Here is a 24,847-nt window from a genome sequence, read left to right as displayed (position 1 = left end):
CAGGACGATGCGCCGTCTCCTCACACGGGGGAACGGGTGGGGTCCGGGTTCCACAGCGTCCCATCGGCTCCGGCCTCCAGCAGCCGGGTCAGCAGCGGGTGCATCACCTTGCGGGCGCTGTAGATCAGGTGGAACTGCTCATGCACCTCGGGGGTGGTGCCCACGGGCACGAGGCCATGGGTCTGCTCCAGGTGCGCGCCCAGGGTCTCGGGCGCGGGCATCACGCCCATGCCAGTGGCTGCGAAGGTGCTGAGCAGGGCGCTGTCCTCGAATTCCCCTGCAATGCGCGGGCGGATGCGCTCGCGTTCCAGCCAGTGGTCGATGCGCGCGCGCAGCGCGGCGTGCTCGGTGGGCAGCAGCACGGGGACCACCGCCAGGCTGCGCGGGAATTCGTGGCGCGCGGCCTGCGCCCACAGCGGCGGGGCATACCAGCCAATGGCGCTGGTGCCCAGCAACTGGCTGGTGGTGCGCAGCGCCGGGTTGGGCGGGGCGGGGCGGTCGGCCAGCACCGCGTGCAGCTTGTGCAGCGCCAGCTCGCCCAGCAGGGGCTGGAATTCCCCCTCGTGGCACAGCAGGCGCAGGTGGGGCTCGTCCAGCACGGGAGTGAGCAGCCGGTGGACCGCCAGTTTGGCAATGCCGTCGGAGATGCCCAGGTTCAGGCGCAGTGTGGGGCCCGAGGCGGCCTCGCGCACGCGCTGGGGCAGCTGCTCGCCCAGCGCGAAGATGTGGTCGGCCTCGTGCAGCGCGGCCACGCCGGCCTCGGTCAGCATGAGGTTGCGGCCCTCGGAGCGCAGCAGGCTCACCCCCAGGGACTTCTCCAGCTCGCGCACCTGTGCGCTGATGGTCTGCACGGCCATGTCCAGCCGCTCGGCGGCCCGTGCCATGCCGCCCTCCTTGGCGACGACCCAGAAGTAGTACAGGTGGCGGTAGTTGAAGCTCTGGCTCATGGAGTTACTTCGTAAAAACCGAAGTAATAGTACTGATAAGGTAGGTTTTTTGGAATCCACGCGCCTCCTATATTGCACCCCTCGGGCGGTGGGCCCGTGTCAGTACAACCCCATTGGAGAAGGACGCATGGAAACGATAGGCACCTGGTGGATGTGGGCGGGCTTCGCCGCCTTTGTGGTCGTGGCGATCGCCGTGGACCTGCTGGTGATGGAGCGCCAGGGCGCGCACCGGGTGACGATGGGCGAGGCCGCGCGCTGGAGCCTGCTGTGGTTTGCGCTGGCGTTCGTGTTCGTGGGACTGCTGTGGTGGTACCTGGACAGCAGCCAGGGCCGCGACGTGGCCAACACGGTGTCGATGCAGTTCATCACCGGCTATCTCGTCGAAAAGAGCCTCTCGGTGGACAACATCTTTGTGTTTCTGATGCTGTTCAGCTACTTCGCCGTGCCGCCGCAGTACCAAAAGCGCGCCCTCATCATCGGCATCATCGGCGCCATCGTGTTGCGCACGCTGTTGATCCTGGCGGGCGCGTGGCTGCTGGCCACGTTCCACTGGCTGCTGTACGTGTTTGGCGCGTTCCTCGTGGTCACCGGCATCAAGATGTGGTTTGCAGCGGGGCAGGAGCCCGATATCGCGACCAACCCGGTGCTCAAGCTGCTGCGCCAGCGCATGCGCATCACCGACCGGTTCGACGGAGAGAAACTCTCCACCATGATCGACGGCGTCAAGCACTACACCCCGCTGTTCGTGGTGCTGGTGCTGATCGGCACCACCGACATCATCTTCGCGGTGGACAGCATCCCCGCCATCTTCGCCATCACCAGCGACCCGTTCATCGTGCTCACGGCCAACGTGTTCGCCATCCTGGGCCTGCGCGCGCTGTACTTCCTGCTGGCCGACCTGGCCAACCGCTTCCACCTGCTGGCCTACGGTCTGGCGCTGGTGCTGGTGTTCATCGGCACCAAGATGCTGCTGATTGACCTGGTGAAGATTCCCATCGGCTACGCGCTGCTGGTCACGGCGACGCTGATTGCCGGCTCCATCGTGCTGTCGCTGCGCGGCTCGGGGGGGAGCGCGGCGCGCCCCGCGCCCCCACTGCCGGGCAAGCGCTGACCTGCCCTGCGCGCCCCCGGTTGGGCGTGACCCCGGCCGTGGGTGGCCCGGTTCAGCGCGTGCGTGCCAGGGCCTGGTCGATATCCCAGAGGATGTCGTCCAACTCCTCGATGCCCACGCTCAGGCGCACCATGTCCGCGCGCACGCCGGCGCGGGCCAGCTCCTCCTCGTTGAGCTGGCGGTGCGTGGTGGAGGCGGGATGGATCACCAGCGTCTTCGCGTCGCCGATGTTGGCCAGGTGGCTCAGGAACTCGCAGGCGTCGATGAACCGCTCGCCCGCGGCTGCGCCGCCCTTCACCCCGAAGGTCAGGATGCCCGAGGCGCCGGGGCTGCCATCCACTGCGCGGAACTGTTTTTGCGCCAGCGCGTAGTGGGGCGAGTCCGGCAGGCCCGGGTAGTGGACCCAGGCCACCTGCGGGTGCTGCTGCAGGAACCGCGCGACGGCCAGCGCGTTGCGGCAATGCTCGCGCATGCGCAGGTGCAGCGTCTCGGCGCCCTGCAGCAGCAGCCAGGCGTTGAGGGGCGAGAGCACGCCGCCGAAGGTGCGGTTGACCTCCATGCGCGCCTTCATGGTGTAGCCAAAATCGCCGAAGGTCTCGTAGAACCTCACGCCGTGGTAGGCGCGGCTGGGCTCCACCATCTCGGGGAAGTGGCCGTTGTCCCAGGGGAATGTGCCACCCTCCACCACCACGCCACCCATGGTGGTGCCGTGGCCGCCGATGTACTTGGTGGCGCTGTGCACCACGATGTCGGCACCCAGGGCCAGCGGGTTGCACAGGTAGGGGCTGGCCACGGTGTTGTCGATGACCAGCGGCACGCCGTGGGCGTGGGCCACCTCCGCAATCGCCGCGATGTCGAGCACGTTGACCAGCGGGTTGCCGATGGTCTCGCCGTACACGGCGCGCGTGTTCGGGCGCATGGCGCGGGCGAAGTTCTCGGGGTCGGACGGGTCGACGAAGGTCGTCTCGATGCCCAGGCGGCTGAAACCCACGCCCAGCTGCCCCACCGTGCCGCCATAGAGCGTGCTGGCGGCCACGATGTGGTCGCCGGCCTTCAGGATGGCCAGCAGCGCCGCCATCTGCGCAGCCATGCCGCTGGCGCAGGCGAGGGCCGCGCGGCCGCCCTCCAGGCTGGCCATGCGCTCCTCGAACACGGCGACCGTGGGGTTGCTGATGCGGCTGTAGACGTTGCCGAAGGTCTGCAGGTTGAACAGGCTGCTGGCGTGTTCGGCGTCGTCGAAGACGAAGCTCGTGGTCTGGTGGATGGGCGTGGCGCGCGCGCCGGTCACGGGGTCGGGCTGGGCGCCGGCGTGGATGGCGCGCGTGCCGAAGCCGAAGGCGCGGTCGGCTCCAGAGCCGGGTGGGGTGGATGCGGTCATGGTGTTATGGGTCAAATAGGCCTCTAGCGCTTATCCATCAAGCGCTAGCAGCTATCAATATGGGAGCTTGCGCAGGCGCTTGGACGAGATCACCTGGGTGTTCACGCCCATCCAGCCCAGGCCGCCGAACAGGCGTGCGTGCTCGATCTTCACGCAGCGGTTCTGGATCACGCGCAGGCCCGCGGCCTCGGCCTGCGCGCCGGCGGCCTCGTTGAACACGCCCAGCTGCATCCACAGGCATTGCGCGCCCACCGCGATGGCTTCCGCCGCCAGCGGCGGGATGTCCTCGCTCTTGCGAAAGCAATCCACCATGTCGATGCGCGCGCCCTGCGCGGCCAGCGCGGCGGAGGCCTCGGTCACGCTGGCGTAGGCGGTCTCGCCCAGGATCTGACCGCCTTCGCGCGCGACCAGTGGGTTCACGGGAATCACGCGGTAGCCATGGGCCTGCATGTACTTGGCGGCAAAGTGGCTGGGCCGGTGCCATTGCGGCGACAGGCCCACCACGGCGATGGTGTGGCACTGCGTGAGCACGTCACGCAAAGTGCTGATGGTGTCGGGTGTGCGGAGCATGGCGGCAGTGTATGCACAGCCGTGGGCCCACGGGTATCCGCGCCACCCCTCAGGCGGTCGTGGCGCGGCGCTGGAGCCACCACCCCCACGCCAGTCCCAGCAACGCCGCCAGGCCCGAGGCCAGCAGCACGCCGCGCTTGGCGGCGTCCAGCAGCGCGGCGCTGTCGAACGCCAGGGTGGCGATGAAGATCGCCATGGTGAAGCCGATGCCCGCCAGCAGCCCGGTCAGCAGCAGCCCGCCCCAGCCCATGCCCGCGGGCAGGGCGCACAGGCGCAGGCGCACGGCCAGCCAGCAGGCCAGCAGCACGCCCAGCGGCTTGCCGGCCACCAGCGCCACGGCCACCGCGGCCATGAGCAGGCCGGTGCCCGGCGCCGCCGGTTGCGCGCCGCCTGCACTGCCCAGCGCCACGCCGGCATTGGCCAGCGCAAACAGCGGCATCACGCCAAAGGTCACCCACGGGTGCAGGCTGGCCTGCACGCGCTGCACCGGGGGCGCGGGCTCGCGCCCGGCCAGTGCGTGCACCGGCGTCACCAGGCCCAGCACCACGCCGGCCAGCGTGGGGTGGGCGCCCGTCTGCCAGATGCCCCACCACAGCACCGCGCCGGCCGGCACATAGGCCCAGGCGCGGCGCACACCCAGCTGCTGCAGCAGCAGCACGCCCGCCAGGCCCAGCGCGGCGATGCCGAACATCGGCCACTGCAGCCCGCCCGAGTAGAACAGCGCGATGATGAGCACGGCCACCAGGTCGTCGATGATGGCCAGCGTGAGCAGGAACACCCGCAGCACCGGCGGCAGGCCGCGCCCCAGCAGGGCCAGCACGCCCACGGCGAAGGCGATGTCGGTGGCGGTGGGCACGGCCCAGCCGCTGCGCAACGCGGGCGGCACCAGCGCCAGGTACAGCAGCGCCGGCACGGCCACGCCGCCCAGCGCGGCCAGCACGGGCAGCAGCGCATCGCGCGGGCGGGCCAGGGCGCCGTCGTGCAGTTCGCGCCGGATCTCCAGCCCCACCACGAGGAAGAACACCGTCATCAGCGCATCGTTCACCCAGAAATGCAGCGACTGCGTAAGCTGCCAGCCGCCCACGGCGACCGACAGTGGCATATGCCACAGCGCGTGGTAGCTGGCGGCCCAGGGTGAATTGGCCCAGGCCAGCGCGGCGGCGGCCGCGATCAGCAGCACGATGCCGCCCGCGGCATCGGCATGCGACAGGCGCGAGAGCAGGGCGGTGCAGCGGTCGGCCAGGGGAAGCAGGGCGGGCTGGCGCGGCGCAGCGCGCCGCGGGGTAAGGCGGTCGGTCATGGACAGGCGGGGCCGCATGCTGCGGCCCGTGGTGCACAGGCGGCCCGACCTGCGCTGCAACAATCCTGCCCTGCCGCCCCATGCGGTGGACACCCGCGGGCAGTATAGGAAGCCGCGCCCAGCGTGCCCGCGCAATGCCCCGGCCCTACACTGGCTTTTTTCGCATGCCCAGGAGTTTGCGATGGTCCGTGCCACCTCTGCCGCTTTGCAAGGCGTCTGTTTGGCGCTTGTCCTGGCCGCCAGCGCGGCGCAGGCGCAGCCGGCCGCGCCGGCCCTCTGGGTGAATGCGCTGGGCATGCCCTTCGTGCGCATCGCGCCAGGCAGCTTCCGCATGGGCAGCAGCGAGCCCGTCGACGCGTTGGCCCGTGCCTACCCGACGCTGGAGCGCTGGCGGTTTGAGCAGTTGGCCGACGAGGCGCCCGCCCATACCGTGCGCATCACGCGCGCCTTCTACCTGGGGCAGACGGAGGTCACGGTGGGGCAATTCCGCCGCTTCGTGCAGACCTCCGGCTACGTGCCCGAGTCCGAGTCCGAGGCCGACGGCACGGGCGGCTACGGCTACAACCCGGCCTACGACCCCGCCGCCAGCGCGCGCGGCGACGCATTCGAGGGGCGCGACCCGCGCTATTCCTGGCGCAACCCCGGCTTCGCCCAGGGCGACGACCACCCGGTGGTCAACATCACCTGGCACGACGCGCATGCGCTGGCCGCCTGGCTCAGCGCCACCGAGGGCCACCGCTACCGCCTGCCCACCGAGGCGGAGTGGGAATACGCCTGCCGCGCTGGCACGCGCACGCGCTACCCGCATGGCGACGACCCGGCCGCGCTGGCGCGCCACGCGAACGTGTTCGACGAGGATGCCGCGCCCTACTGGCCGCGCTGGCGGCCCCAGGCCGCGCCGGGGCATGACGGGCATGCGTTCACCGCGCCCGTGGGCCGCTACGCGCCCAACGCCTTCGGCGTGCATGACATGCTGGGCAACGTGTGGGAATGGGTGTCGGACTGGTATGCCGAGGAGGGCTATGCACACTCCCCGCGGGACGATCCGCAGGGCCCGGCCACCGGCCAGGTACGCGTGCGCCGCGGCGGTTCCTGGCACACCTGGCCGCTGTACGCGCGCTGTGGGTTCCGCAACTGGAACACGCCCCAGACGCGCTACACCCTGGTGGGCCTGCGCCTGGTGCGCGAGATCGACCCGCCGCAATCGCCACGGCCACGCGGCGCGCGGCGGTGATCAGAGCGCGGCCACGGCGGCGCGCAGTTCCGACTCGCCCAGGATCTCGGAGAACACCACCGGCGCCTTGCCCGGCGCATGCAGCACATAGACCGGCACGCCGCTGCGGCCGAGCTGTGCCAGCGCGGCGGTGATGGCGGGGTCGCGCCGCGTCCAGTCGGCGCGCAGCAGGGCCACGTTCTTCGTTGCAAAGTCCTGCAGCACCGCAGCGCTGGCCAGCGTGGTGTTCTTGTTGTACTGGCAGGTCACACACCAGGCGGCCGTGTAGTCCACGAACACCGGGCGGCCCTGGGCCACCAGCTCGTCGGCCAGGCCAGGGCGCCAGGGCTGCCAGGAGGTCACGCCGGCCACGCCGCTGGGGGCCGAGGCCGCGGCAATGGGTGCGCTTTCCAGTTCAATGATCTTTGGGCCCCAAAGCCATACCAGCCAAGCGCAAGCAGCTATGGAAAGCGGAGCGAGAACAGCCCGCGTGGCCCCGCGCAGCGTGAGCGCCCACACGGCCATGCTGAGCGCCACCAGCAGCGCCAGCAGCGCCGCCGCGCCGTTGATGCCGCTTTGCTGGCCCAGCACCCACACCAGCCACACCACGGTGGCGAACATCGGGAAGGCCAGCAGGCGGCGCAGCGTGTCCATCCACGCGCCCGGCCGCGGCAGGGCGCGCGCAAACGCGGGCAGCCAGCTTGCCAGCAGGTAGGGCAGGGCCAGGCCCAGGCCCAGCGCCGCGAAGATCGACAGTGCCTGCCCCGCGGGCAGCGTGGCCGTGAGGCCCAGCGATGCGCCCATGAACGGCGCCGTGCACGGCGAGGCCACGGCCACGGCGAGCACCCCGGTGAGGAAGGCATCCAGCACCGGGTGGCGCGCCTGCAGGCCCGCCAGCGACGAGGGCAGCATGCGCCCGAACTCGAACACGCCCGCCAGGTTCAATCCGATCAGCGTGAACAGCGCGGCCAGCGACGCCACCACCGCTGGCGACTGCAGCTGAAAGCCCCAGCCCACGGCCTCGCCCGCGGAGCGCAGGCCCAGCATCAGCGCGCCCAGCAGCAGGAACGACAGCACCACGCCCGCGGTGTAGGCCAGCCCGCCGATGCGGTGGGCGCGCTGGTTCTGCGCATGGCGCGCAAAGCCCACCACCTTGATTGCCAGCACCGGGAACACGCAGGGCATGAGGTTCAGGATCAGCCCGCCCAGCAGCGCGCCGGCCAGCGCGGCCAGCCAGGTGCCCAGCGGCGCGGGTGTCGCAGCGGCGGGGGCCGCGGGCGCGGCGGCATTGGCGGCGTTGGCTTTCAGCGCGGCCTCCAGCGCGGGCGACATGCCCTTCAGTGCCGCCACGGCGGGCCAGCCGCCCGGCACGGGCAGCTCGGCACGCCAGCCCTGGCCGCCATGGGCCAGCACCACCGGCATCGGCGCGGGCCCGTCGCTGCGCTGGGGCGACAGCGGCAGGCGCGCGGTCCACACCGCGCCGTCCCACTGCTGCGTGGGCGTGGCGGCGGTCTCCACCACGCCCGTGGTCTCGGGGAACACCTCCAGCGTCTGGCCCTGCAGCGCCGGGGGCAGGCCGGCCACGCGCAGCAGCACGGCGTCGCCCTCGACCTGCGCGCTGCTGCCGCCTAGAGCCGGCAGATCGCGCGGGTGGGCCGCGGCGGCGGCATCGAACGCGGCGGCATGCAACGCCGTCGTACCGCGCAAGGGCAATTGCAGCGTGAAGCTGCCCTCCTCGGGGATGCACTCCTGGCGGCACACCAGCCAAGAGGCCTTGAGCTGGAAGGTCGCTTCCTTGGCCAGCGGGCCGGGGTTGAAGGCCGGGGAGACAGTCATGGGCACGGGCAACAGCACCGTGCCCTCGTAGCCGTAGTTGGCCAGGTTGCCCAGCGGAATCTTTTGGGGCACGGGCCAGGCGACCTCGCCCGCGTCGATGCCCGCTGGCAGCTGCCACTCCAGTTGCGTGGGCAGGCCGGAGTCGCCCGGGTTCTTCCAGTAGGTGTGCCACTCGGGCTGGTGCGTGATCGACAGGCCCAGCCACAGCGGCTTGCCCGGGCCCACACCGTCGGGTGCCTGGGCCACCAGCTCGGCGCGCACATGCGGCGTGACGACGCTGCTGCTGCCCGCGGCGGCGGTTGTCTTGAGCTGAATTTGGCCGATGGCGACCGTGGATAAAGCGCAAGCAGCTATGAAAAAAAGAGTGTGCAGGGAGCGCTGCAAGGGGCGAAGGCAGGACATGGCGCAGGGTGGGAGCGGCGGGGACGGGGTTTGGTTCCTTGGGGGCTGGCGTTCAGGCGCCCAAGCCCAGCACCACGCGGCGCGACATGGCGCCCTTTTTCTCGATCTTGGTGACCACCACGGCGCCGATCTCGCCGGTGCGCGCCACATGCGTGCCGCCGCAGGGCTGCAGGTCGATCTGCGCGGCGTCGCCGTCGCAGGCGCCGCCCACGCGCACCGTGCGCACCGTGCCGGTGCCGCGCGGGGGCTGCACGCTCATGCTCTTGACGAGCTGCGGGTTGGCGTCCAGTGCCGCGTCGCTGATCGCGCCGATGGTCACCGCATGGTCCTGCGCCACCAGGCGCGCGATGGCGGCGGTGAGCGCGTCCTTGTCCAGCGCACCGTCCATGTGGAAGTCCAGGCGCGCGTAGTCGGGCGTGATCGAGCAGCCGTTCACCGGCTGCGCGACGATGTGGCACAGCAGGTGCGTGGTGGTGTGAAAGCGCATCAGCCGGTGGCGGCGCTCCCAGTCGATGCGCGCGGTCACCGCGTCGCCCACCGCCAGGCCGAGCGCCTGGCCCGGCGCGGGCACATGCACGATGTCCGCGGTGGGCCGCCCCTCGGCGTCCTTGCCCTTGTGCGTGTCGGCGATGGCCAGTGCCGTGCCATCGGGGCGCAGCAGCACGCCGGCATCGCCCGCCTGGCCGCCGCCCAGCGGGTAGAACACGGTGCGGTCCAGCACCACGCCACCCTCGGGCGTGAGGGCGGTGACGGTGGCGCTGCATTCGCGCAGGTAGCTGTCGGCGCGGAAAAGGTCGTGGGTCATGGTGGGCAATGGTAGAGCGTCCGCCCAGGAGCGCGCGGACAGGCTCTAAGATGGCCCGCATGCGATATCCCTCCCGCTTTTGGGCCGATCTGTCCGCCCGCGACTTTGCCCAGGCGCAGGCCTCGGGCCTGGCCGCGCAGACCGTGGCGGTGCTGCCCGTGGCCGCCGTCGAGCAGCATGGGCCGCACCTGCCGCTGTCGGTCGATGCCACGCTGCTGGCCGGCGTGATCGACGCCGCCTTGCCGCTGCTGAGCGCTGACCTGCCCGTGCTGCTGCTGCCGGCGCAGAACGTGGGCCTGTCCACCGAGCACCTGTCCTACCCCGGCACGCTCACGCTGTCGCCCGCCACGCTGATCGCGCTGTGGACCGAGCTGGGCGCCTGCATCGCGCGCGCGGGGGTGAAGAAGCTCCTGCTGCTCAACGGCCACGGGGGCAACGTGGCGGCCATGGACATCGTGGCGCGCGAGCTGCGCCAGCGCCACGGGCTGCTGGTGTACGGCAGCAGCTGGTTCAACCTGGTGGACGAGGCCACCAACGCACGTGTTGCTGCGCAGGAGCACCGCTTCGGCATCCACGGCGGCGAGATCGAGACGTCGATGATGCTGCACCTGGCGCCCGCCACCGTGCGCATGGAGCATGCGCAGCACTTCCCCTCGACCTCACAGGACCGCGCGGCGCGCTACGGGCTGCTGGGCAACGGCAAGAGCGCCAAGATGGGCTGGGCCATCGAGGACTACAACCCCGCTGGCGCCGTTGGCAATGCCGCGGCCGCCACTGCCGCCCAGGGCCAGGCCATGGTGCAGGCTGCCGCAAGGGGGCTGGCCCAGTTGTTGGGCGAGCTGCATGCGCTGCCGCCCGAGACGGTGGCAAAAATTTAAGCAAAAAGCGGCTCTAGCGCTTTTCCATCAAGCGCTAATAGCTCACTTTTCAATAGCAAACGTTCTCAGGCGTGCGTTGCCCAGCCGCGGTGTTCGGGCGTGTCCAGGTGCGGCAGCGTGTTGAAGGTCTGCAGCATCAGGCGTTTGGGGCTGATGCTGAACTCCGTGACCGCGCTGTTGCGGATGCGCATGTTCAGCGCGATCGTGACCTCGGGCGGGGTGCAGAGCACCTCGCCCACGGCGGCGGCGATGGGCCCGCCGCTGGAGACCAGCAGCACGTTGTGCCCCGTGTGCTGGCGCCGCACATGGTCCAGCGCGGCGCGCACCCCGCCAGAGAAATCGTCCCAGCAGGGCATGCCCGCCGGGCTGATGGTGCCCGCCATCCACTGCGCCATGGCATCGCACAGCAGGCGAAAGTGCTGCTTGTACAGCTCGGGCGTGTCGGGGCGCGGCAACGGCATGGGGTGCACGCAGTGGATCAGCGCATGGCTGTCGTATTCGTTGAGTCCCGGCATCAGCAGGGGCTCGGGCGTACCCTCCAGCCCTTGCTGGATGCCTTGCAGCGTCTGCGCATGGCGGCGCAGCGTGCCGCACAGCACCGCATCGAACTGCAGCCCGCGCTCGCGCCAGTACGCGCCCAGGCGCACCGCCTGCTCATGGCCGCGCGGGCTGAGCTGGTCATAGTCGTCCGCGCCAAACGAGGCCTGGCCGTGGCGCACGAGGTAGAGGGTTCCCATGGTCTGGAATTGTGGCGAGGCCGCTGCCGCGCGCTTGTCGCGGCTGCGACCGGCGGCGCGCTAGGCGGCAAGCGCCGCCCGCGCCTGCGCCGCCGTGGGCAGCAGGCGGCGCTGCTGTAACTGGCCGAACCATTTGCGGAACATGTCCTCGGTGTCCATGCACGCATGAAAGCCCGCCTGGCGGATCTTCACCGAACTCATGATCACCGGCGGCAGCGGGGCGGCCCTGCCGTGGTTCATCTGGAAGTCGGCATACGCTGCGCCCTGGCCGATGAAGGCGGTCAGATCGCGCGGCGCCGCCAACTGGTACTTGTCCACCAGGCGCTCCCACGCGGGCTGCTGGTCGGCCAGCGCGGTGGCCAGCGACTGGGGCTCGGGCTCGCCCACGGGCATGCCCAGCGCGTCGGCAATGGTGGGCCAGACGTTCTGCCAGACGAACACGTCGCCGTTTTCCAGGTTGAAGGTTTCGTTGCGTGCGTTGGGCGCCTGCGCAGCCCAGGCGCAGGCCTGGGCGATCAGGTCGGCGTCGATGGCTTGGTTCACGCGCGCCGGGCCGCCGGGGTAGGCCAGCGGCAGGCCCTGTTCATGGCGCAGCCAGGCATATACGCCGATGGCCGGGATGGGGTTCATGTTGCTGCCCGCCGCGTCGCCGAACACGATGCGCGGGCGCATGATGGTGAAGTGCCACTGGCCCTTGCCCTGGCGCTCGCGCAGGAAGTCCTCCTGCAGCCAGTAGAAGTTCTCGTGGGGGTCGCGCGGCCAGCGTTCGCGTGCGGGCACGGCGATTTGCGGGTGGATGTGCACGCCGTAGGCCTTGCCGCCCTGCATGATGGTCACATGGCGCAGCGCACCGCCCGGGCGGTCCAGCGGCTCGACCACGTTGCGCAGCATTTGCAGGTTGATGCGCATCTGCTCCTGGTCGCGCCAGCCGCCCACGAGGCCCCCGGGCTGCTCGTACACGGCGGCATAGACCACATGGGTGATGTCGTCCCGCGCGCCCAGCGCAGCCTGGCAGGCCGCCGCGTCCTGCAGGTCCAGCTGCAGCGCGGTGGCGCCCGCGGGCAGGGCGATGGCGCGGCGCGCCACGCCCACGGCGCGCCAGCCGGGCAGGGCGGCGAAGTGGCGCAGGCAGGCCTGGCCCACGACGCCGGTGGCGCCCACGACGAGTACGGTGTTCATCATTTCTTCACCAGGGGGCACTTGGACTGCGACAGTGGCAGGAAGGCCTTGTCGCCGGGTACGGTGGCCACGAGCTTGTAGTAGTCCCACGGGTACTTGGACTCGGCCTGCGACTTGACCTCGAACAGGTACATGTCATGCACCATGCGGCCGTCCTCGCGGATGCGGCCGTTCTTGGCGAAGAAGTCGTTGATGGGCGTGGCCTTCATCTTGGCCATGACCTGGGCCGTGTCGTCGGTCTTGGCGGCCTGCACGGCCTTCAGGTAATGCATGGTCGAGGAATAGGCGCCCGCCTGGCTCATGTTGGGCATCTTCTTCATCTTCTCGAAGTAGCGCTTGGACCAGGCGCGCGTCTCGTCGTTCATGTCCCAGTAGAAGCCCTCGGTCAGCATCAGGCCGCCGGCGGTGCGCAGGCCGATGGCGTGGATGTCGTTGATGTACATGAGCAGGCCGGCCAGGGTCTGTTTGTTCTTGCCCGTGGTCAGGCCGAACTCGCGCGCGGCCTTGATGGTGTTCACCGTATCGCCCCCCGCGTTGGCCAGGCCCACGACCTGGGCCTTGCTGTTCTGCGCGCTGATCAGGAACGAGGCGAAGTCGGTCGCCGCGATCGGGTGGCGGGCCGCGCCCAGCACCTTGCCGCCCTGGGCCGTGACCACGGCGCTGGCCTGCTCCTGCAGGCTGTGCCCGAAGGCGTAGGGCCTGTTCACACTATTTTTGCCAGATGCGTTGCGATCAAAAAGGGCCAGGCGCAAGGCGCCAAACGAAGCTGGGGTGCTACCCCAGCGAGGCTTGGCAACGCCGCGAATGGCCCTTTTTGATCGCAACCCGGAGGGAACGGAGTGAAAACCGCGCCATTCGTCGTTGCCCTCCTAGCCAAGGCCCCGGCCTTGGCGTCGTCACGCGCCTAGATTGGCGCGGTTTTCACGCCATTCGCACTGGCAAAAATAGTGTGAACAGGCCCTAGTCGGCGGTGATGAAGAACCAGTCCTTTCCGCCGCGTGCGGTGATCGCGCTGGCCGTTACGTTGGCCAGGGCGTAGGTGTCGTACACGTAGTGCACGGTACTGGGCATGCACAGGTCGCCCGTGAGGCGGTCCAGGCCGGGGCCGTTGAAGATGACGACCTTCTGCTTTTGCTTGGCCACCTCCAGCACCGCCAGCGCCGGCGCGGAGACGGCGACGTCCATGATGGCGTCCACCTTGCCGGTATCGAACCACTCGCGCGCCTTGCTGGAGGCGATGTCGGCCTTGTTCTGGTGATCGGCCACCACCAGTTCGATCTTCTTGCCCGCTACCTTGCCGCCGAAGTCGTCGATGGCCATCTGGATGGCGGCGGCGCTGCCGGGGCCGGTGATGTCGGCAAACGGGCCGTTCAGGTCGGTGAGGATGCCCAGGCGCACCACGTCGTCAGAAATTGCCGTGCCCTGGGCGGTGACGGTGGCCGTGGCGGCCAGCAGGACAAGGCCCGTGCACAGCGCGCGGCAGGCGCGGGTCAGGGGACGCGGAGTGAGGTGGACGGGGCGGTTCATGGTTGTCTCCTTCGTTGGTGTGTGTTTGGGGAATCACAGGGTGGCAATGGGGGTCACGGGCGAGCCCACGGCGCCCGGCAGGCGCAGCGGTGGCGCGGTGAGCAGGAAGCGGGTGCGCCCGAGGGCGTGCAGGTGGTCGGCCAGTTCCTTCAGGTACCACAGCTCGCCCAGCGGCAGGCCCAGCTTGAACAGGCAGTGCTCGTGCAGCGGCAGCACGGGGTAGGGCGCACCGTCCTCGGGCACGCGGCGTGGCGGGTGGCGCTCCACGGCGTAGTTGTCGGCGATCAGCGCGGCGATGCCGCTGTCGGTGATCCACTGCAGCAGCTTTTCGTCGCCGCCGTCCAGCGCGGCGCAGCTGTGGTGCAGGCGGTGCGCGTCGGGCTGGCGCTGCATGGACAGCACCAGCTCGGCAAAGCCGGTGCGCAGCAGCAGCATGTCGCCGGGCTCCACGCTGGCGCCGCTGCGCTCCATGGCACGCATGAGTTCGTCGTAGCCGATGTCGCGGAAGTCGGTGCCGTAGGCGCGCTCCAGGTCCACCAGCACGCCGCGCCCCTGCATGCCCTTCACGGCCAGGTGTTCCACGCCCAGCGCGCGGGCCACGCTCTCGTCCGGCGCGCGGCCGGCGCAGCACACGGGCTGGTAACGCGCCGCCGCGCCGTCGCCGTCGCGCGCGGGAATGCCATGGTCCTGCGGACCCAGGATGTGCTCGTGGCCGCGGTAGCCGTTGTAGTACACCGTGCGCGGCTGGCCATCGCCGTCGGGGTCGAACAGCGCGCCCACATGCGCCAGCGAGTCCCATTGCGTGGAGTACTGCAACGACAGCAGCACCTGGTCGTCGCTGACCACGTCGGTGGCGCCGGGGTACACATGGCCCAGCGGAAAGTTGACGTACGGAATGCCTTCGCGCCGCGTGGGGCGCAGTTGGGGCGGCAGGCGGCGCGCGTTCAGCACGTTGCCGCCAGGGTAGTCCAGCGGCAGCGACAGGCACAGGCTGATGCCCTCGCGCACTTCCTGCACGCCCTTGCGCACCTGCTCCGGGCCGATCAGGTTGGTGCGGCCCAACTGGTCGTCGGGCCCGAAGTCACCCCAGTTGGAGCCGGCGGGGCGTTGTCTCCATCGCATATTGGTGTCTCCAGCGCCGCGGATGGGTGCGGCTTGGAAGCAATGGTATTGGCGCAGGCAGGGCTGCGTCAAACACCGCGATGAAAGTTTTGTTGGTTGAAATCACCCGCCGGGAAAACCCTGGCGTTCTCCGGCCGGCCTCGTGCGGCGTGTTTTGCAGGTCGAAACCCGCACTCACTGCCCCATCAGTACCCGGGCGAACAACGCCGCATCCACATTCCCGCCTGTGAGCGGCAGGCCCACGCACTGGCCGCGCAGGGCTTCCCGCTCCTGCAGCGCGGCAGCCAGTGCCGCCGCGCCCGCGCCCTCGGCCACGTTGTGGGTGTCCGTGAACAGCGCGCGCATGGCGGCGGCCACTGCGTCATCGTTGACCTGCACCACCCGGTCCAGTTCAGGCAGCAGCACGGCCAATGCGTCCGGGTCGGCCATGCGCACCGCCAGGCCGTCGGCGATCTGCGTGCTGACGGGCGACGCCACCACATGGCCCGCGGCGAATGAGTCGGCATAGGTGGTGGCGTGGCAGCTCACCACGCCCACCAGGCGCACTCCATGTCCCAATGCCCGCTTGGCCGCCACGGCAGCGCAGGCGCCGGAACCCAGGCCGATGGGCACATAGGCCACATCCATGTGCGGCACGGCGCGCAGGAATTCCCACCAGTAGGTGGCCACGCCGCGCACCAGGTCGGGGTGGTAGCTGGGCACCATGTGGGCGCCGCGTTCGGCGGCCAGTTGCAGAGCGTGCTCGCGGGCGGCCTGGAAGTCGTCGCCGTGTTCCACCAGGTTCACGCCCAGTGCGCGCATGGCCGCGTTCTTCTCCACCGAATTGCCGTGCGGCACGACGATGGTGCAGGCCACGCCATGGCGTCGCGCGGCCCAGCCGATGCTCTGGCCGTGGTTGCCGCGCGTGGCGCTGATGACCTCGCGCGGCAGCTCACCCCGCTGCGCCAGCCGGTCGAAGTACGTCAGGCCGCCGCGGATCTTGAACGCGCCCACCGGGTTGTGGTTCTCGTGCTTGAGCCAGCACTCCGTGCCGAGGCGCTCGCCCAGCAGGCCCCAGCGGTACTGCGGCGTGGGCTGGAACTCCTGGTAGACGGTGCGTGCCGCGGCTTCGATGTCGGCCAGCGTGGGCAGCGGTGCTGCGGCGCGCGTCACAGCCGCACCTCGCCGCGCACGCAGGTGACGGAGTGGCCGCCCACCCAGATCTGCGGGCCGTCCTGCTGCACATGCACGCGCCCGGCGCGGCCCAGCGCCGTGCCCTGGCTGGCCACATAGCGGCTGGGCGCCAGGCCCGCGCCGATGAGCCATTGCGCCAGCGCCGCGTTCAGGCTGCCGGTGACCGGGTCTTCCGCCAGACCGTTGTTGCCCGGGAAGAAGGCGCGCACTTCGAACGCGATGCCCTCGGCATCGCTGGCACCCACTACGCCGACCTTGCCGCGCGGCCCCACCACGCCCACGTCCAACCCGGCCAGTACCGCGCCGTCGGGCCGCAGTCCGAGTACCTGCTCGGCCGAGCGCAGCATCACGCCGCGCCAGTTGGGGCCGTTGTCGCACCAGGCATGCGCCACGATGTCGTCCCGCGCCACGCCCAGGCCGCGTGCGATGAGCTGCACGTCGTCCTCGGCCAGCGGGCCGCTCTTGACGAGCGGGGGCGCGGCAAAGGCAAGCTGCTCGCCGTCGCGCCGCAGCGTGACCAGCCCCACGCCGCATTCCTGCACGATGCGCCCCGTCGCGCGCGGCTGGCCGCCGGCCTGCAGCCAGGCGTGGCAGGTGCCCAGCGTGGGGTGGCCGGCAAAGGGCAGCTCGCGCCCAGGGCAGAAGATGCGCACGCGGTAGTCCGCGCCGGCCGCATGACCCTCGGGCGTCGGCGGCAGCACGAAGGTGGCCTCGGACAGGTTGGTCCAGTTGGTGAACCGCTGCATCTCCTCGGTGGACAGGCCCTCGCCGTCCAGCACCACGGCCAGCGGGTTGCCGAGGTAGGGCGTGGCGGTGAAGACATCGACTTGCTGGAACGGGCGCAGGCGCATGGAACGGCTCCGGTGGTGGTGATAGAGGATGGGGCGGGCATGCGGCGGCGGCACCTGCGCGTGCGCAGGGCTGCAGCCACCTTCCCGCGCGGGAAGGTCAGAGGGTGCAGGGCGTCAGGCCGCTTCGCGGATGGCGGCGGCCAGCGCGGCAATCGCGGTGCGGATCTGGCCCTGTGACGCCGTCACGAAGGACAGGCGCAGCGTGCGGTCGTCCGGCTGGTCGGCGTAGAAGGCCGCGCCGGGCACGAAGGCCACGTTGCGCTCCACCGCGCGCGGCAGCAGTTGCAGCGCGCTCATGCCTTCGGGCAGGCGCAGCCACAGGAACATGCCGCCGTCGGGGCGGTTCCAGGTCACGCCCAGGCCCTGCATCTCCTGCTCCAGCGCGGCCACCATGGCCTGGCACTGCTCCTTGTAGAGCTGGCGGATGGTGGGCACGTGGCGGTCCAGGAAGCCGTTCTTGATGACCTCGGACACCAGGCGCTGGTTGAAGCTGGGCGTGTGCAGGTCGGCCGCCTGCTTGGCCTGCAGCAGCTTGGGGTACATCTGGCGCGGTGCGACGACGTAGCCCAGGCGCAGGCCGGGGGCCAGCACCTTGGAGAACGAGCCCATGTAGATGCAGCCCTCGGGGTTGCGCGCCGTCAGGGGTTGGGGGGGCGCCTGGTCGAACCACAGGTCGCCATAGGGGTTGTCTTCCACCAGCGGCAGGTTCAGCGCGGCGGCCTGGGCCACCAGGGCCTCGCGGCGGGCTTCGCTCATGGTGCGGCCCGTGGGGTTCTGGAAGTTGGGCAGCACGTACAGGAAGCGCGCCTTGTCCGCGCCGCTGCCGGCCTTGGCCGCCAGGTCGTCGATCAGCACGCCCTCGCTGTCGCTGGCCACCGACACCACCTGGGGTTCCATGGGCGCGAAGGCCTGCAGCGCGCCCAGGTAGGTGGGTGTTTCCACCAGCACGTGGCTGCCCGCGTCGATGAGCACCTTGCCGATCAGGTCCAGCGCCTGCTGCGATCCGGTGGTGATCAGCACCTGGTCGGGGTGCACGTCCCAGGGCAGGAATGCGGCAATGGCCTCGCGCAGCGGGGTATAGCCCTCACTGGCCGCGTACTGCAGCGCCGATGCGCCGTCGGTGGCCAGCACGGAAGCGGCCGCGGCGGCGAAGGATTCGATCGGGAAGGTCTTGGGCGAGGGCAGCCCGCCGGCCAGGCTGATGATGCCGGGCTTCTCGGTCACCTTCAGGATTTCCCGGATCACCGAGGGGTTCATCTTTTCGGCGCGTGCGGCCAGGGTCCAGTTCGTCATTCGTTTATCTCCAATGGCGCGCTGCTGCGCGCCGTCTATCCACTCAGAAATGCCGTTGTGCGGCGGTGTGCGGCCCTGCGGGTGGGGCAGCGCGCGCAGCATACGGCAACGGCGCACCGCCCGAGGGGCGCGGCGCCGGGTCCAGGGTTTTCACGGGGCGGCGGTTCACCGGCGCACCGGCATGCGCCGCCCCAGGGCCACGGTGGCCAGCACCGCCAGGCCAAACGCCACGCTCACCGCGTCCAGCGACTCGCCCAGCAGCGGCACGGCAAACAGCATGCTCATGAACGGCTGGGCCAGTTGCACCTGGCTCACCCGCACCGTGCCGCCCAGGGCCAGGCCGCGGTACCAGGCGAAGAAGCCCAGCCACATCGAAAACACCGCCACGTAGGCAAAGCCAGCCCAGGCCGCGGCAGGCACCGCCGCCTGCGGCCATGCCAGCCAGGCCAGCGGCAGCGATACGGGCAGCGACAGCACCAGGGCCCAGCAGATCACCGCATCGGCGCGCATGTGCTGCGCCAGCCGCCCGCCCCAGGCGTAGCCCACGGCGGCGCAGGCCACGGCGGCCATCAGCAGCAGATCGGCCGGATGCAGCGACAGGCCCTGCCGGCCCGAGCGCAGCACCGCGAACACCACCACCAGCGCCGAGCCCAGCAGCGCGCAGGCCCAGAACGCGGCAGACGGCCGCTGGCGGTGCAGCAGCGCGCCCACGGTGGCGGTCGCCAGCGGCAGCAGGCCGATGATCACGGCCGCGTGCACGGCGCCCACGTAGCGCATGGCGATGGAGGTGAGCAGCGGAAAGCCGAACACCACGCCCAGCGCCGTCACGGCCAGCGGCCACCAGTCGCCGCGCTGCGGCAATGGGGCGCGCTGCCACAGCAGCAGCGCGGCCGACAGCAGCCCGGCCACCGCCGCGCGGCCCATGGCCAGGAACAGGCCGGACATCAGCGGTGCCTCGGGCGTGCCGACGGCCAGGCGCGTCATGGGCAGGGTGAGCGCGAAGATCGCCACGCCCAGCAAGCCCAGCAGCAGGCCGCGTGATTCCGAATCACCCCCTGAGTCGCTTCGCGCCTTCCCCCTCCAGGGGGACGCCGCCGGTGGCCTGGCCAAGCCAGCTCCACGGCGTCCGCTGGCTTGGCCTGCTCCGCGGCCTTTCGACCAATGAGGATGCGCCGGTCTCATGCGGCCACCATCCACAGCGCCGTGGCCAGCAGCACGACGGCCATCGCGCGGTTGAACCACAGCAGGCGCTGCCCGTGGGCCAGCCAGTGGCGCAGCAGCGCACCCGTGGCGGCGTAGGTGAAGTTGCTGGTCAGTGCGAAGAAGGCCATTGCCGGCAGCACCACGGCCATGCGCTGCAGGCTGTCGTCGCGCCCGATCACCCAGCCGGCCACGATGGTCAGCGCGAGCAGCCAGGCTTTGATGTTCACGAACTGCAGCGCCACGCCCTGCCAGAAGCCCACCGACAGGCGTGCCGCATCGGCCTCGGACAGACGGCCCGTGTTCGACAGCTTGAACGCGAGCCACAGCAGGTAGCCGATGCCCAGGGCCTTGATGGCCCAGCGCAGCGCCGGCACCGCCACCACCACCGCGCCCAGCCCGGCGGCGCACAGCACCAGCAGCAGACTCCAGCCCACGGGCACCGCCACCACGAAGCGCATGGCGGCGGGCAGGCCGCGGTTGGCGGCCAGCGCGGTGGAGAGGGTGGTGTTGGGCCCGGGGGTAAAGCTCATGGCAGTGGCCAGCACCAGCAGGGCGGTGAATTCAACCAGGGGCATGGGTGGGGTCCATCGTTGGGAATGAAGTGATGCGATGCACTGTAGGGGCAAAGTCCATTACAGTACCAATACAGTCAAACCCCACAATTTCATGCACTGTATCGGCAATTGCATTGGCACAGTGCCGGCTCAGGAAACGCCTCCATGCTGACCCGCACCCCCGACCGCACCCTGACCGAACAGCTCGCCGAGCGCTTTGCCGAGCGCATCCGCGCGCGGCTGCTGCCCGCGGGCGCGCGCCTGCCGTCGGTGCGCGAATGCGCGCGCCAGCAGGGCGTGAGCCCCTACACCGTGGTGGCAGCCTACGACAAGCTGCTGGCCCAGGGGCTGGTAGAGGCCCGGCGCCAGCGTGGCTTCTTCGTGCGCGATTTTGTGCAAAAACAGGCTCCGACGCCCGATGGGCAAGCGCTGACAGCTCCTACAAAAGGAGCAAAAAATGTGTCGCCGCTGGCCGGCGTCGGCGTGCGCCTGTCGGGCTCGCACATCAACGCCACGGCGCTGATCCGCGGCATGTTCCACCAGGCGTCGAGCAAGCCCCAGCCCGGTGCGGGCGTGCTGCCCATCGGCTGGCTGGACGAGGCGCGCTTCATGGGCGCCGCGGTGCGCAAGATCACCGGCAGCAGCGCGCTGCGCGACGGCTCGCTGAGCTACGGCGAGCCCATGGGCGAGCCCGCGCTGCGCGAGGCGCTGGCGCGGCGCATGGCCGACATCAACATCCACGCCCAGCCCGATCAGATCATGACCACCGTGGGCGCCACGCAGGCGCTGGACATCGTGAGCCGCACGCTGCTCAAGGCGGGCGACCCGGTGATGGTGGAGGAGCCCGGCTGGTCGGTGGAGTTCGCGCGCCTGGACGCGCTGGGCATGCGCGTGCTGCCCGTGCCGCGCGGCCCCGAGGGGCCGGACCTCGCCGTCATGGCGCGCTACTGCGAGCTGCATGCGCCCAAGCTGTTCGTGAGCGTGAGCGTGCTGCACAACCCCACGGGCTACAGCCTGTCGCCGGGCAGCGCGCACCAGGTGCTGCAGCTGGCGCAGCAGTACAACTTCCACGTGGTCGAGGACGACACCTACGGCCACATCGCCGCCGACCACGCCACGCGCCTCACGGCGCTGGACGGGCTGCGCCGCACCATCTACGTGAGCGGCTTCGCCAAGATCTTGGCGCCCAACTGGCGCGTGGGCTACCTGGCCGCACCGCCCGACCTGGTGGAGCGGCTGCTGGACACCAAGCTGCTGTCCACGCTGACCACGCCCTCGCTGCTGGAGAAGGCCCTCGCGCTGTGCATCGAGCAGGGCCAGCTGCGCCGCCATGCCGACCGCATGCGGCTGCGCCTGGCGCAGGCCCGCGCGCGCAGCGTGCAACTGGCGCTGGAGGCGGGCTGCAGCTTTGCCGCCGAGCCCGCGGGCATGTTCGGCTGGGTGGAAACCGGCGTGGACACCGACATGCTGGCCCAGCGCATGCTGGACGAGGGCTACCTCATCGCACCCGGCGCACTGTTCCACGCCACGCGCCGCCCCTGCACGCTGATGCGCATCAACTTCTGCACCACGCAGGACCCGGCGTTCTGGCGTACGTGGAAGAGAGTGGTCCAATCGGGCTGAAGCGCTTGATGGGCAAGCGCAAGCAGCTCTCTTTTGCGTAGCGTTGGCGTCAACGCCGCGGCGGCGTGAGCCCCAAAGCGGTGTTCACCTTGTCCAGGTTGTCCACGTGTGCCTGCAGCATCTCTTGCAGCCCGGCGCGGATGCCCGCATCGTCCACCAGCGGCAGCAGTTCACGCAGCTTCTTGGCCACCCAGCCCTGGCCGCGGTTGAGGAAGGCCAGGCGCTCGCGCAGGTCGGGCACGGCCATGGCCTTGTCGTAGAAGTCGCCCGTGCGGCTGCCGGGCGTGCCCTCCAGCGTGCGGATGGCGCGCATCAGCATGCCGCACCACTTCACTTCGTCGCGGTGGATGGCGTCGATCAGCGCGCGCAGCGCTTCGTCCTCGGTTTCGGTGCGGCTGCGCAGCGCCACGCGCGCGCCGGCGCGCTCGGCCTCCAGCAGCTCGTCCAGCCGCGCGATGAGTGGGGCGTGGCGCTCGCGCTCCGCATCCCCCGCGTAGCACACGGGGGACGCCACGGCCACGGGCGTGTCGTTCAGCAGCCGCAGGTGTGCGGCGGCCTCGGCGGCGATGCGGCGCAGCCGCTCGCCCGCGGGTTCGATGGCCGTGATGCGCCCCACACCCTGGCCGGCGTACAGCGCCATGGCCTCGAAGTCGCCGGTCATGGAGCGCAGCGGCGAGTCGGTGCTGAACAGGTAGATGGGCCGGCCTTCCTCGTCGCCGATCACCGTGCGTTGGATGTCGCCTGTGGCGGCGAACGGGTCGCCGCGCTCGCGCCGCGTGACGCTGTTGGCCAGCACACGCACCGCGGCGTGGGGCGGCCAGTTGATGTGGAAGTCCTCGGTCAGCACGGTGTCGCCGGCCTGCGCGGCCACCAGCCGCTGCTTGTGCGCGTCGTGGGCGAAGGACTCGTGCGTGGCCATCAAGGCGGTCCCCAGCACCGCGGCCTGCGCGCCCTGGGCCAGTACGCGCGCCACGCCCTGCCCATCGGCCAGGCCGCCCGCGGCGGCCACGGGGACGCTGGCCATCGCCAGTACCTCGGACAACAGCTCGGCCAGCGGCTGGCGCCCGCGCACATGGCCGCCGGCCTCCACGCCCTGCGCGATGAGCGCCTGCGCGCCGGCCTCCTGCGCCTGCAGCGCCTCGGCGGCGGAGCCGATCTGGTGCACCACGGTGATGCCCGCTGCGCGCAGCCGCGCGATCACGCCGGCATCCACGTCCCAGAACAGGCTGACCACGGGCACCTGCAGCGCGATCAGCAGGTCCACCTGCGCGTGCAGCAGGGGCGCGGGCGTGGCCGCGGGGATCAGGTTCACGCCGAAGGGCAAGGCCGTGCGCTGGCGCACCTGCGCCACCTCGCGCTCGATCAGCGCCAGCGGCTCGCGCACCATGCCCAGGAAGCCGAACCCGCCGGCCTCGGTCACCGCAGCCACCAGTTCGCTGCGCGACACGCCGCCCATGCCCGCGAGCACCAGCGGCAGGCGGCAGCCCAGCAGGCGGCACAGGGGGGTGGCGGGCGGGGCGTCGTGCATGGAGTTCTCCTGTGGGCTGGCGGCTATGGAAGAGCCGGCCATCATGCGTCCTGCACCACGCACGGCGCAAAGGCCATGCCGGCGCCATGGATGGCATGCGCTATGAAAAAACTAGCTGCTTGCGCTCGCCAGGAAAGGGTTGCGCGGTGTTTTTGCTCAAAACGCCGGGGTGCCGCGCCGTCACGCGCCGGAGAACACCCCCAGCCCCGCGAGCATGACCAGCAGGATCAGCACCGGCGTGACCCAGCGCAGCAGCAGGCTCACGACGCGGGCCAGCCCCTGGTTGCCCAACTGCCCGTGGTTGGAGAGTTGCGCCGCGAATGCGCGCTCGCCCCAGGCCCAGCCGACGAAGAGCGCGATGGCGATGCCCCCCGCGGGCAGCAGCAGGTTGGACGATAGGTAGTCCGCCCAGTCGAACAGGGTGCGCCCGCCCGGCTGGAAGGTGGCCAGCGTGCTCTGGCTCAGGGCGCAGCCCGCGCCCAGCAGCCCCAGGATCAGCAGCGTGAGCAGCGTGGCCCGGGGCCGGCTCAGGCCCCAGCGCTCGTGCAGGATGACGACCGGCACCTCCATCAGGGAGAGCATGGCGCCGGTCGCGGCGATGGCGGTGAGGAGGAAGAACGCCGCCAGCAGCACCGAGCCACCCGGCATCTGCGCGAACACCGCGGGGATCGTGATGAACACCAGGGATGGCCCCGCCGACGGCTGGAAGCCGAAGCTGAACACCGCGGGGAAGATCGCCATGCCCGCCAGCAGCGACACCGACAGGTCGGCCAGCATCACGCGCGTGGCGGTGGCCGGGATGTTCTGCTCGGCGGTGAAGTAGCTGCCGTAGGTCATCATCGTGCCCATGCCGATGGACAGCTTGAAGAACGCCAGGCCCATGGCGGTCAGCACCACCGCGGGCGTGATCTTGTGCCACTCGGGCGCGAACAGGAACGACAGCGCCTGGCCCGCGCCGGGCAGCGTCAGGCTGTAGCCGCCCAGCAGCACCAGCAGCAGGAACAGCAGCGGCATCAGCCGTTTGGTGGCCGCCTCGATGCCGCGGGTGACGCCCAGCAGCAGGATGCCGCCGATGAAGGCCAGCACCACCCACTGCCACAGCAGCGCCTGCACCGGGTCCCGCACCAGGGCGTCGAAGCTGGCCTGCGTCTGCACCGGGTCGCTGGACAGCAGGCTGCCCGACAGGGCCTTGGCCACGTAGGCGAACACCCAGGCGACGACCTCGGAATAGAACGCCATGATCAGGAACGCCGCCGCCATGCCTGCCACGCCGATCAGCCACCACGGCGCGCCGCGGGGCTGCAACTGGCGCAGCGCAGAGATGGGATTGGCGCGCGCCTGGCGGCCGATGGCGATCTCGGCCACCATGAGCGGCAGGCCGATGAACAGCGTCGAGAGCAGGTAGATCAGCAGAAAGCCCGCGCCGCCGTTGGCCCCGGTGAGCGAGGGGAACTTCCAGATGTTGCCCAGCCCGACGGCGGAACCCAGCGTGGCGGCGAGCACGCCCAGGCTGGAGGAGAAGGCGCCGCGGCTGGTGGCTGCGTGGGCGCGGGAGGCGTCGGTGCTTGAAGGGCCGGATTTGCTCATGATTTGATAGTGGTCTGCGCGCCTGGATTG

The 24,847-nt window shown here is 70.5% G+C and carries 20 protein-coding genes and 2 pseudogenes; 4 read left to right on the top strand and 18 right to left on the bottom strand.

What is annotated here, in order from left to right; genetic code table 11:
* Positions 1 to 20: 20 nt before the first annotated feature.
* Positions 21 to 947, bottom strand: coding sequence for a LysR family transcriptional regulator (locus BV908_RS10395; protein ID WP_103738074.1), 927 nt, complete (start codon positions 945 to 947; stop codon positions 21 to 23).
* 127 nt (positions 948 to 1,074) lie between these two features.
* On the opposite strand from BV908_RS10395, the gene BV908_RS10390 reads away from it, so the two are divergent.
* A complete protein-coding gene (locus tag BV908_RS10390; protein WP_103738073.1) occupies positions 1,075 to 2,058 on the top strand; it encodes a TerC family protein in 984 nt (327 codons plus the stop codon).
* Between the two features lie 52 nt (positions 2,059 to 2,110).
* Here BV908_RS10390 and BV908_RS10385 read toward each other — a convergent pair whose 3' ends face one another.
* From BV908_RS10385 to nhaA, 3 genes are read right to left on the bottom strand one after another with little or no spacing between them, the layout of a single operon-like run.
* Positions 2,111 to 3,436, bottom strand: coding sequence for an O-acetylhomoserine aminocarboxypropyltransferase/cysteine synthase family protein (locus BV908_RS10385; protein ID WP_103738072.1), 1,326 nt, complete (start codon positions 3,434 to 3,436; stop codon positions 2,111 to 2,113).
* A gap of 54 nt (positions 3,437 to 3,490) precedes the next feature.
* Complete coding sequence (locus BV908_RS10380; RefSeq protein WP_088888250.1) at positions 3,491 to 4,006, bottom strand: CoA-binding protein; 516 nt, start codon at positions 4,004 to 4,006, stop codon at positions 3,491 to 3,493.
* A 49-nt stretch (positions 4,007 to 4,055) separates the two neighbouring features.
* Complete coding sequence (nhaA, locus tag BV908_RS10375; protein ID WP_103738071.1) at positions 4,056 to 5,306, bottom strand: Na+/H+ antiporter NhaA; 1,251 nt, start codon at positions 5,304 to 5,306, stop codon at positions 4,056 to 4,058.
* A 181-nt stretch (positions 5,307 to 5,487) separates the two neighbouring features.
* On the opposite strand from nhaA, the gene BV908_RS10370 reads away from it, so the two are divergent.
* Entirely contained in the window at positions 5,488 to 6,540 is a 1,053-nt protein-coding gene (locus BV908_RS10370) for a formylglycine-generating enzyme family protein (RefSeq protein WP_103738100.1), read from the top strand.
* Here the strand turns inward: BV908_RS10370 and BV908_RS10365 are convergent, their stop codons facing one another.
* Together BV908_RS10365 and BV908_RS10360 are read right to left on the bottom strand one after the other, a co-directional pair.
* Positions 6,541 to 8,757 carry a protein-disulfide reductase DsbD domain-containing protein gene (locus BV908_RS10365; RefSeq protein ID WP_210434013.1) on the bottom strand — a complete coding sequence of 739 codons (2,217 nt, stop codon included), beginning with the start codon at positions 8,755 to 8,757 and terminating at the stop codon, positions 6,541 to 6,543. It lies immediately after the preceding gene.
* Between the two features lie 52 nt (positions 8,758 to 8,809).
* Positions 8,810 to 9,562, bottom strand: a complete 753-nt coding sequence (locus tag BV908_RS10360; RefSeq protein WP_103738070.1) for an alanyl-tRNA editing protein — start codon at positions 9,560 to 9,562, stop codon at positions 8,810 to 8,812.
* 50 nt (positions 9,563 to 9,612) lie between these two features.
* Here BV908_RS10360 and BV908_RS10355 point away from each other — a divergent pair, with 50 nt between their 5' ends.
* Complete coding sequence (locus BV908_RS10355) at positions 9,613 to 10,440, top strand: creatininase family protein (RefSeq protein WP_103738069.1); 828 nt, start codon at positions 9,613 to 9,615, stop codon at positions 10,438 to 10,440.
* A 65-nt stretch (positions 10,441 to 10,505) separates the two neighbouring features.
* Here the strand turns inward: BV908_RS10355 and BV908_RS10350 are convergent, their stop codons facing one another.
* The 10 genes and pseudogenes from BV908_RS10350 to BV908_RS10305 all read right to left on the bottom strand — a co-directional run bounded on the left by BV908_RS10350 (position 10,506) and on the right by BV908_RS10305 (position 20,100).
* Positions 10,506 to 11,177 carry a histidine phosphatase family protein gene (locus BV908_RS10350; protein WP_011806938.1) on the bottom strand — a complete coding sequence of 224 codons (672 nt, stop codon included), beginning with the start codon at positions 11,175 to 11,177 and terminating at the stop codon, positions 10,506 to 10,508.
* 60 nt (positions 11,178 to 11,237) lie between these two features.
* Complete coding sequence (locus BV908_RS10345) at positions 11,238 to 12,359, bottom strand: SDR family oxidoreductase (protein WP_103738068.1); 1,122 nt, start codon at positions 12,357 to 12,359, stop codon at positions 11,238 to 11,240.
* Positions 12,356 to 13,051, bottom strand: a pseudogene (locus tag BV908_RS10340) (ABC transporter substrate-binding protein); the annotation flags it as partial. The gene BV908_RS10345 and the pseudogene BV908_RS10340, both read right to left, overlap by 4 nt.
* A 268-nt stretch (positions 13,052 to 13,319) precedes the next feature.
* Positions 13,320 to 13,883: pseudogene (locus BV908_RS10335) on the bottom strand (ABC transporter substrate-binding protein); the annotation flags it as partial.
* A 33-nt stretch (positions 13,884 to 13,916) separates the two neighbouring features.
* The gene (locus tag BV908_RS10330; RefSeq protein WP_011806935.1) at positions 13,917 to 15,005 is read right to left on the bottom strand and encodes a cyclase family protein; all 1,089 of its coding nucleotides are present in this window, start codon (positions 15,003 to 15,005) and stop codon (positions 13,917 to 13,919) included.
* Between the two features lie 174 nt (positions 15,006 to 15,179).
* Positions 15,180 to 16,157 carry a threonine dehydratase gene (locus tag BV908_RS10325; protein ID WP_103738067.1) on the bottom strand — a complete coding sequence of 326 codons (978 nt, stop codon included), beginning with the start codon at positions 16,155 to 16,157 and terminating at the stop codon, positions 15,180 to 15,182.
* Entirely contained in the window at positions 16,154 to 17,029 is an 876-nt protein-coding gene (locus BV908_RS10320; protein WP_015914380.1) for a PhzF family phenazine biosynthesis protein, read from the bottom strand. Before BV908_RS10320 ends, BV908_RS10325 begins: the two co-directional genes overlap by 4 nt.
* Positions 17,030 to 17,143: 114 nt before the next feature.
* Positions 17,144 to 18,322, bottom strand: coding sequence for a PLP-dependent aminotransferase family protein (locus BV908_RS10315; protein ID WP_210434012.1), 1,179 nt, complete (start codon positions 18,320 to 18,322; stop codon positions 17,144 to 17,146).
* 165 nt (positions 18,323 to 18,487) lie between these two features.
* Complete coding sequence (locus BV908_RS10310) at positions 18,488 to 19,432, bottom strand: DMT family transporter (protein WP_103738065.1); 945 nt, start codon at positions 19,430 to 19,432, stop codon at positions 18,488 to 18,490.
* Positions 19,433 to 19,500: 68 nt separating this feature from the next.
* The gene (locus tag BV908_RS10305; protein WP_011806930.1) at positions 19,501 to 20,100 is read right to left on the bottom strand and encodes a LysE family translocator; all 600 of its coding nucleotides are present in this window, start codon (positions 20,098 to 20,100) and stop codon (positions 19,501 to 19,503) included.
* Between the two features lie 144 nt (positions 20,101 to 20,244).
* On the opposite strand from BV908_RS10305, the gene BV908_RS10300 reads away from it, so the two are divergent.
* On the top strand, positions 20,245 to 21,702 hold the full coding sequence (locus BV908_RS10300; RefSeq protein ID WP_103738064.1) for a PLP-dependent aminotransferase family protein: 1,458 nt from the start codon (positions 20,245 to 20,247) through the stop codon (positions 21,700 to 21,702).
* A 49-nt stretch (positions 21,703 to 21,751) separates the two neighbouring features.
* Here BV908_RS10300 and BV908_RS10295 read toward each other — a convergent pair whose 3' ends face one another.
* Positions 21,752 to 23,230 carry a nitronate monooxygenase gene (locus BV908_RS10295; RefSeq protein WP_103738098.1) on the bottom strand — a complete coding sequence of 493 codons (1,479 nt, stop codon included), beginning with the start codon at positions 23,228 to 23,230 and terminating at the stop codon, positions 21,752 to 21,754.
* Positions 23,231 to 23,410: 180 nt separating this feature from the next.
* On the bottom strand, positions 23,411 to 24,817 hold the full coding sequence (locus BV908_RS10290; RefSeq protein WP_103738063.1) for a sodium-dependent transporter: 1,407 nt from the start codon (positions 24,815 to 24,817) through the stop codon (positions 23,411 to 23,413).
* Between the last annotated feature and the right edge of the window lie 30 nt (positions 24,818 to 24,847).

This window comes from Diaphorobacter sp. LR2014-1 (genome assembly GCF_002916785.1).
In the GTDB taxonomy this organism is placed as follows: domain Bacteria; phylum Pseudomonadota; class Gammaproteobacteria; order Burkholderiales; family Burkholderiaceae_C; genus Diaphorobacter; species Diaphorobacter nitroreducens.
The sequence above is the reverse complement of the archived record's forward strand: the minus strand, read 5'-3'. Positions and strand labels throughout refer to the sequence as shown.

Bases quoted from the DNA above. Each gene is read 5' to 3' on its own strand.
- BV908_RS10395 (WP_103738074.1), bottom strand. From the start codon at position 947: ATGAGCCAGAGCTTCAACTACCGCCACCTGTACTACTTCTGGGTCGTC.
- BV908_RS10390 (WP_103738073.1), top strand. From the start codon at position 1,075: ATGGAAACGATAGGCACCTGGTGGATGTGGGCGGGCTTCGCCGCCTTT.
- BV908_RS10385 (WP_103738072.1), bottom strand. From the start codon at position 3,436: ATGACCGCATCCACCCCACCCGGCTCTGGAGCCGACCGCGCCTTCGGC.
- BV908_RS10380 (WP_088888250.1), bottom strand. From the start codon at position 4,006: ATGCTCCGCACACCCGACACCATCAGCACTTTGCGTGACGTGCTCACG.
- nhaA (WP_103738071.1), bottom strand. From the start codon at position 5,306: ATGACCGACCGCCTTACCCCGCGGCGCGCTGCGCCGCGCCAGCCCGCC.
- BV908_RS10370 (WP_103738100.1), top strand. From the start codon at position 5,488: ATGGTCCGTGCCACCTCTGCCGCTTTGCAAGGCGTCTGTTTGGCGCTT.
- BV908_RS10365 (WP_210434013.1), bottom strand. From the start codon at position 8,757: ATGTCCTGCCTTCGCCCCTTGCAGCGCTCCCTGCACACTCTTTTTTTC.
- BV908_RS10360 (WP_103738070.1), bottom strand. From the start codon at position 9,562: ATGACCCACGACCTTTTCCGCGCCGACAGCTACCTGCGCGAATGCAGC.
- BV908_RS10355 (WP_103738069.1), top strand. From the start codon at position 9,613: ATGGCCCGCATGCGATATCCCTCCCGCTTTTGGGCCGATCTGTCCGCC.
- BV908_RS10350 (WP_011806938.1), bottom strand. From the start codon at position 11,177: ATGGGAACCCTCTACCTCGTGCGCCACGGCCAGGCCTCGTTTGGCGCG.
- BV908_RS10345 (WP_103738068.1), bottom strand. From the start codon at position 12,359: ATGATGAACACCGTACTCGTCGTGGGCGCCACCGGCGTCGTGGGCCAG.
- BV908_RS10330 (WP_011806935.1), bottom strand. From the start codon at position 15,005: ATGCGATGGAGACAACGCCCCGCCGGCTCCAACTGGGGTGACTTCGGG.
- BV908_RS10320 (WP_015914380.1), bottom strand. From the start codon at position 17,029: ATGCGCCTGCGCCCGTTCCAGCAAGTCGATGTCTTCACCGCCACGCCC.
- BV908_RS10315 (WP_210434012.1), bottom strand. From the start codon at position 18,322: ATGACGAACTGGACCCTGGCCGCACGCGCCGAAAAGATGAACCCCTCG.
- BV908_RS10305 (WP_011806930.1), bottom strand. From the start codon at position 20,100: ATGCCCCTGGTTGAATTCACCGCCCTGCTGGTGCTGGCCACTGCCATG.
- BV908_RS10300 (WP_103738064.1), top strand. From the start codon at position 20,245: ATGCTGACCCGCACCCCCGACCGCACCCTGACCGAACAGCTCGCCGAG.
- BV908_RS10295 (WP_103738098.1), bottom strand. From the start codon at position 23,230: ATGCACGACGCCCCGCCCGCCACCCCCCTGTGCCGCCTGCTGGGCTGC.
- BV908_RS10290 (WP_103738063.1), bottom strand. From the start codon at position 24,817: ATGAGCAAATCCGGCCCTTCAAGCACCGACGCCTCCCGCGCCCACGCA.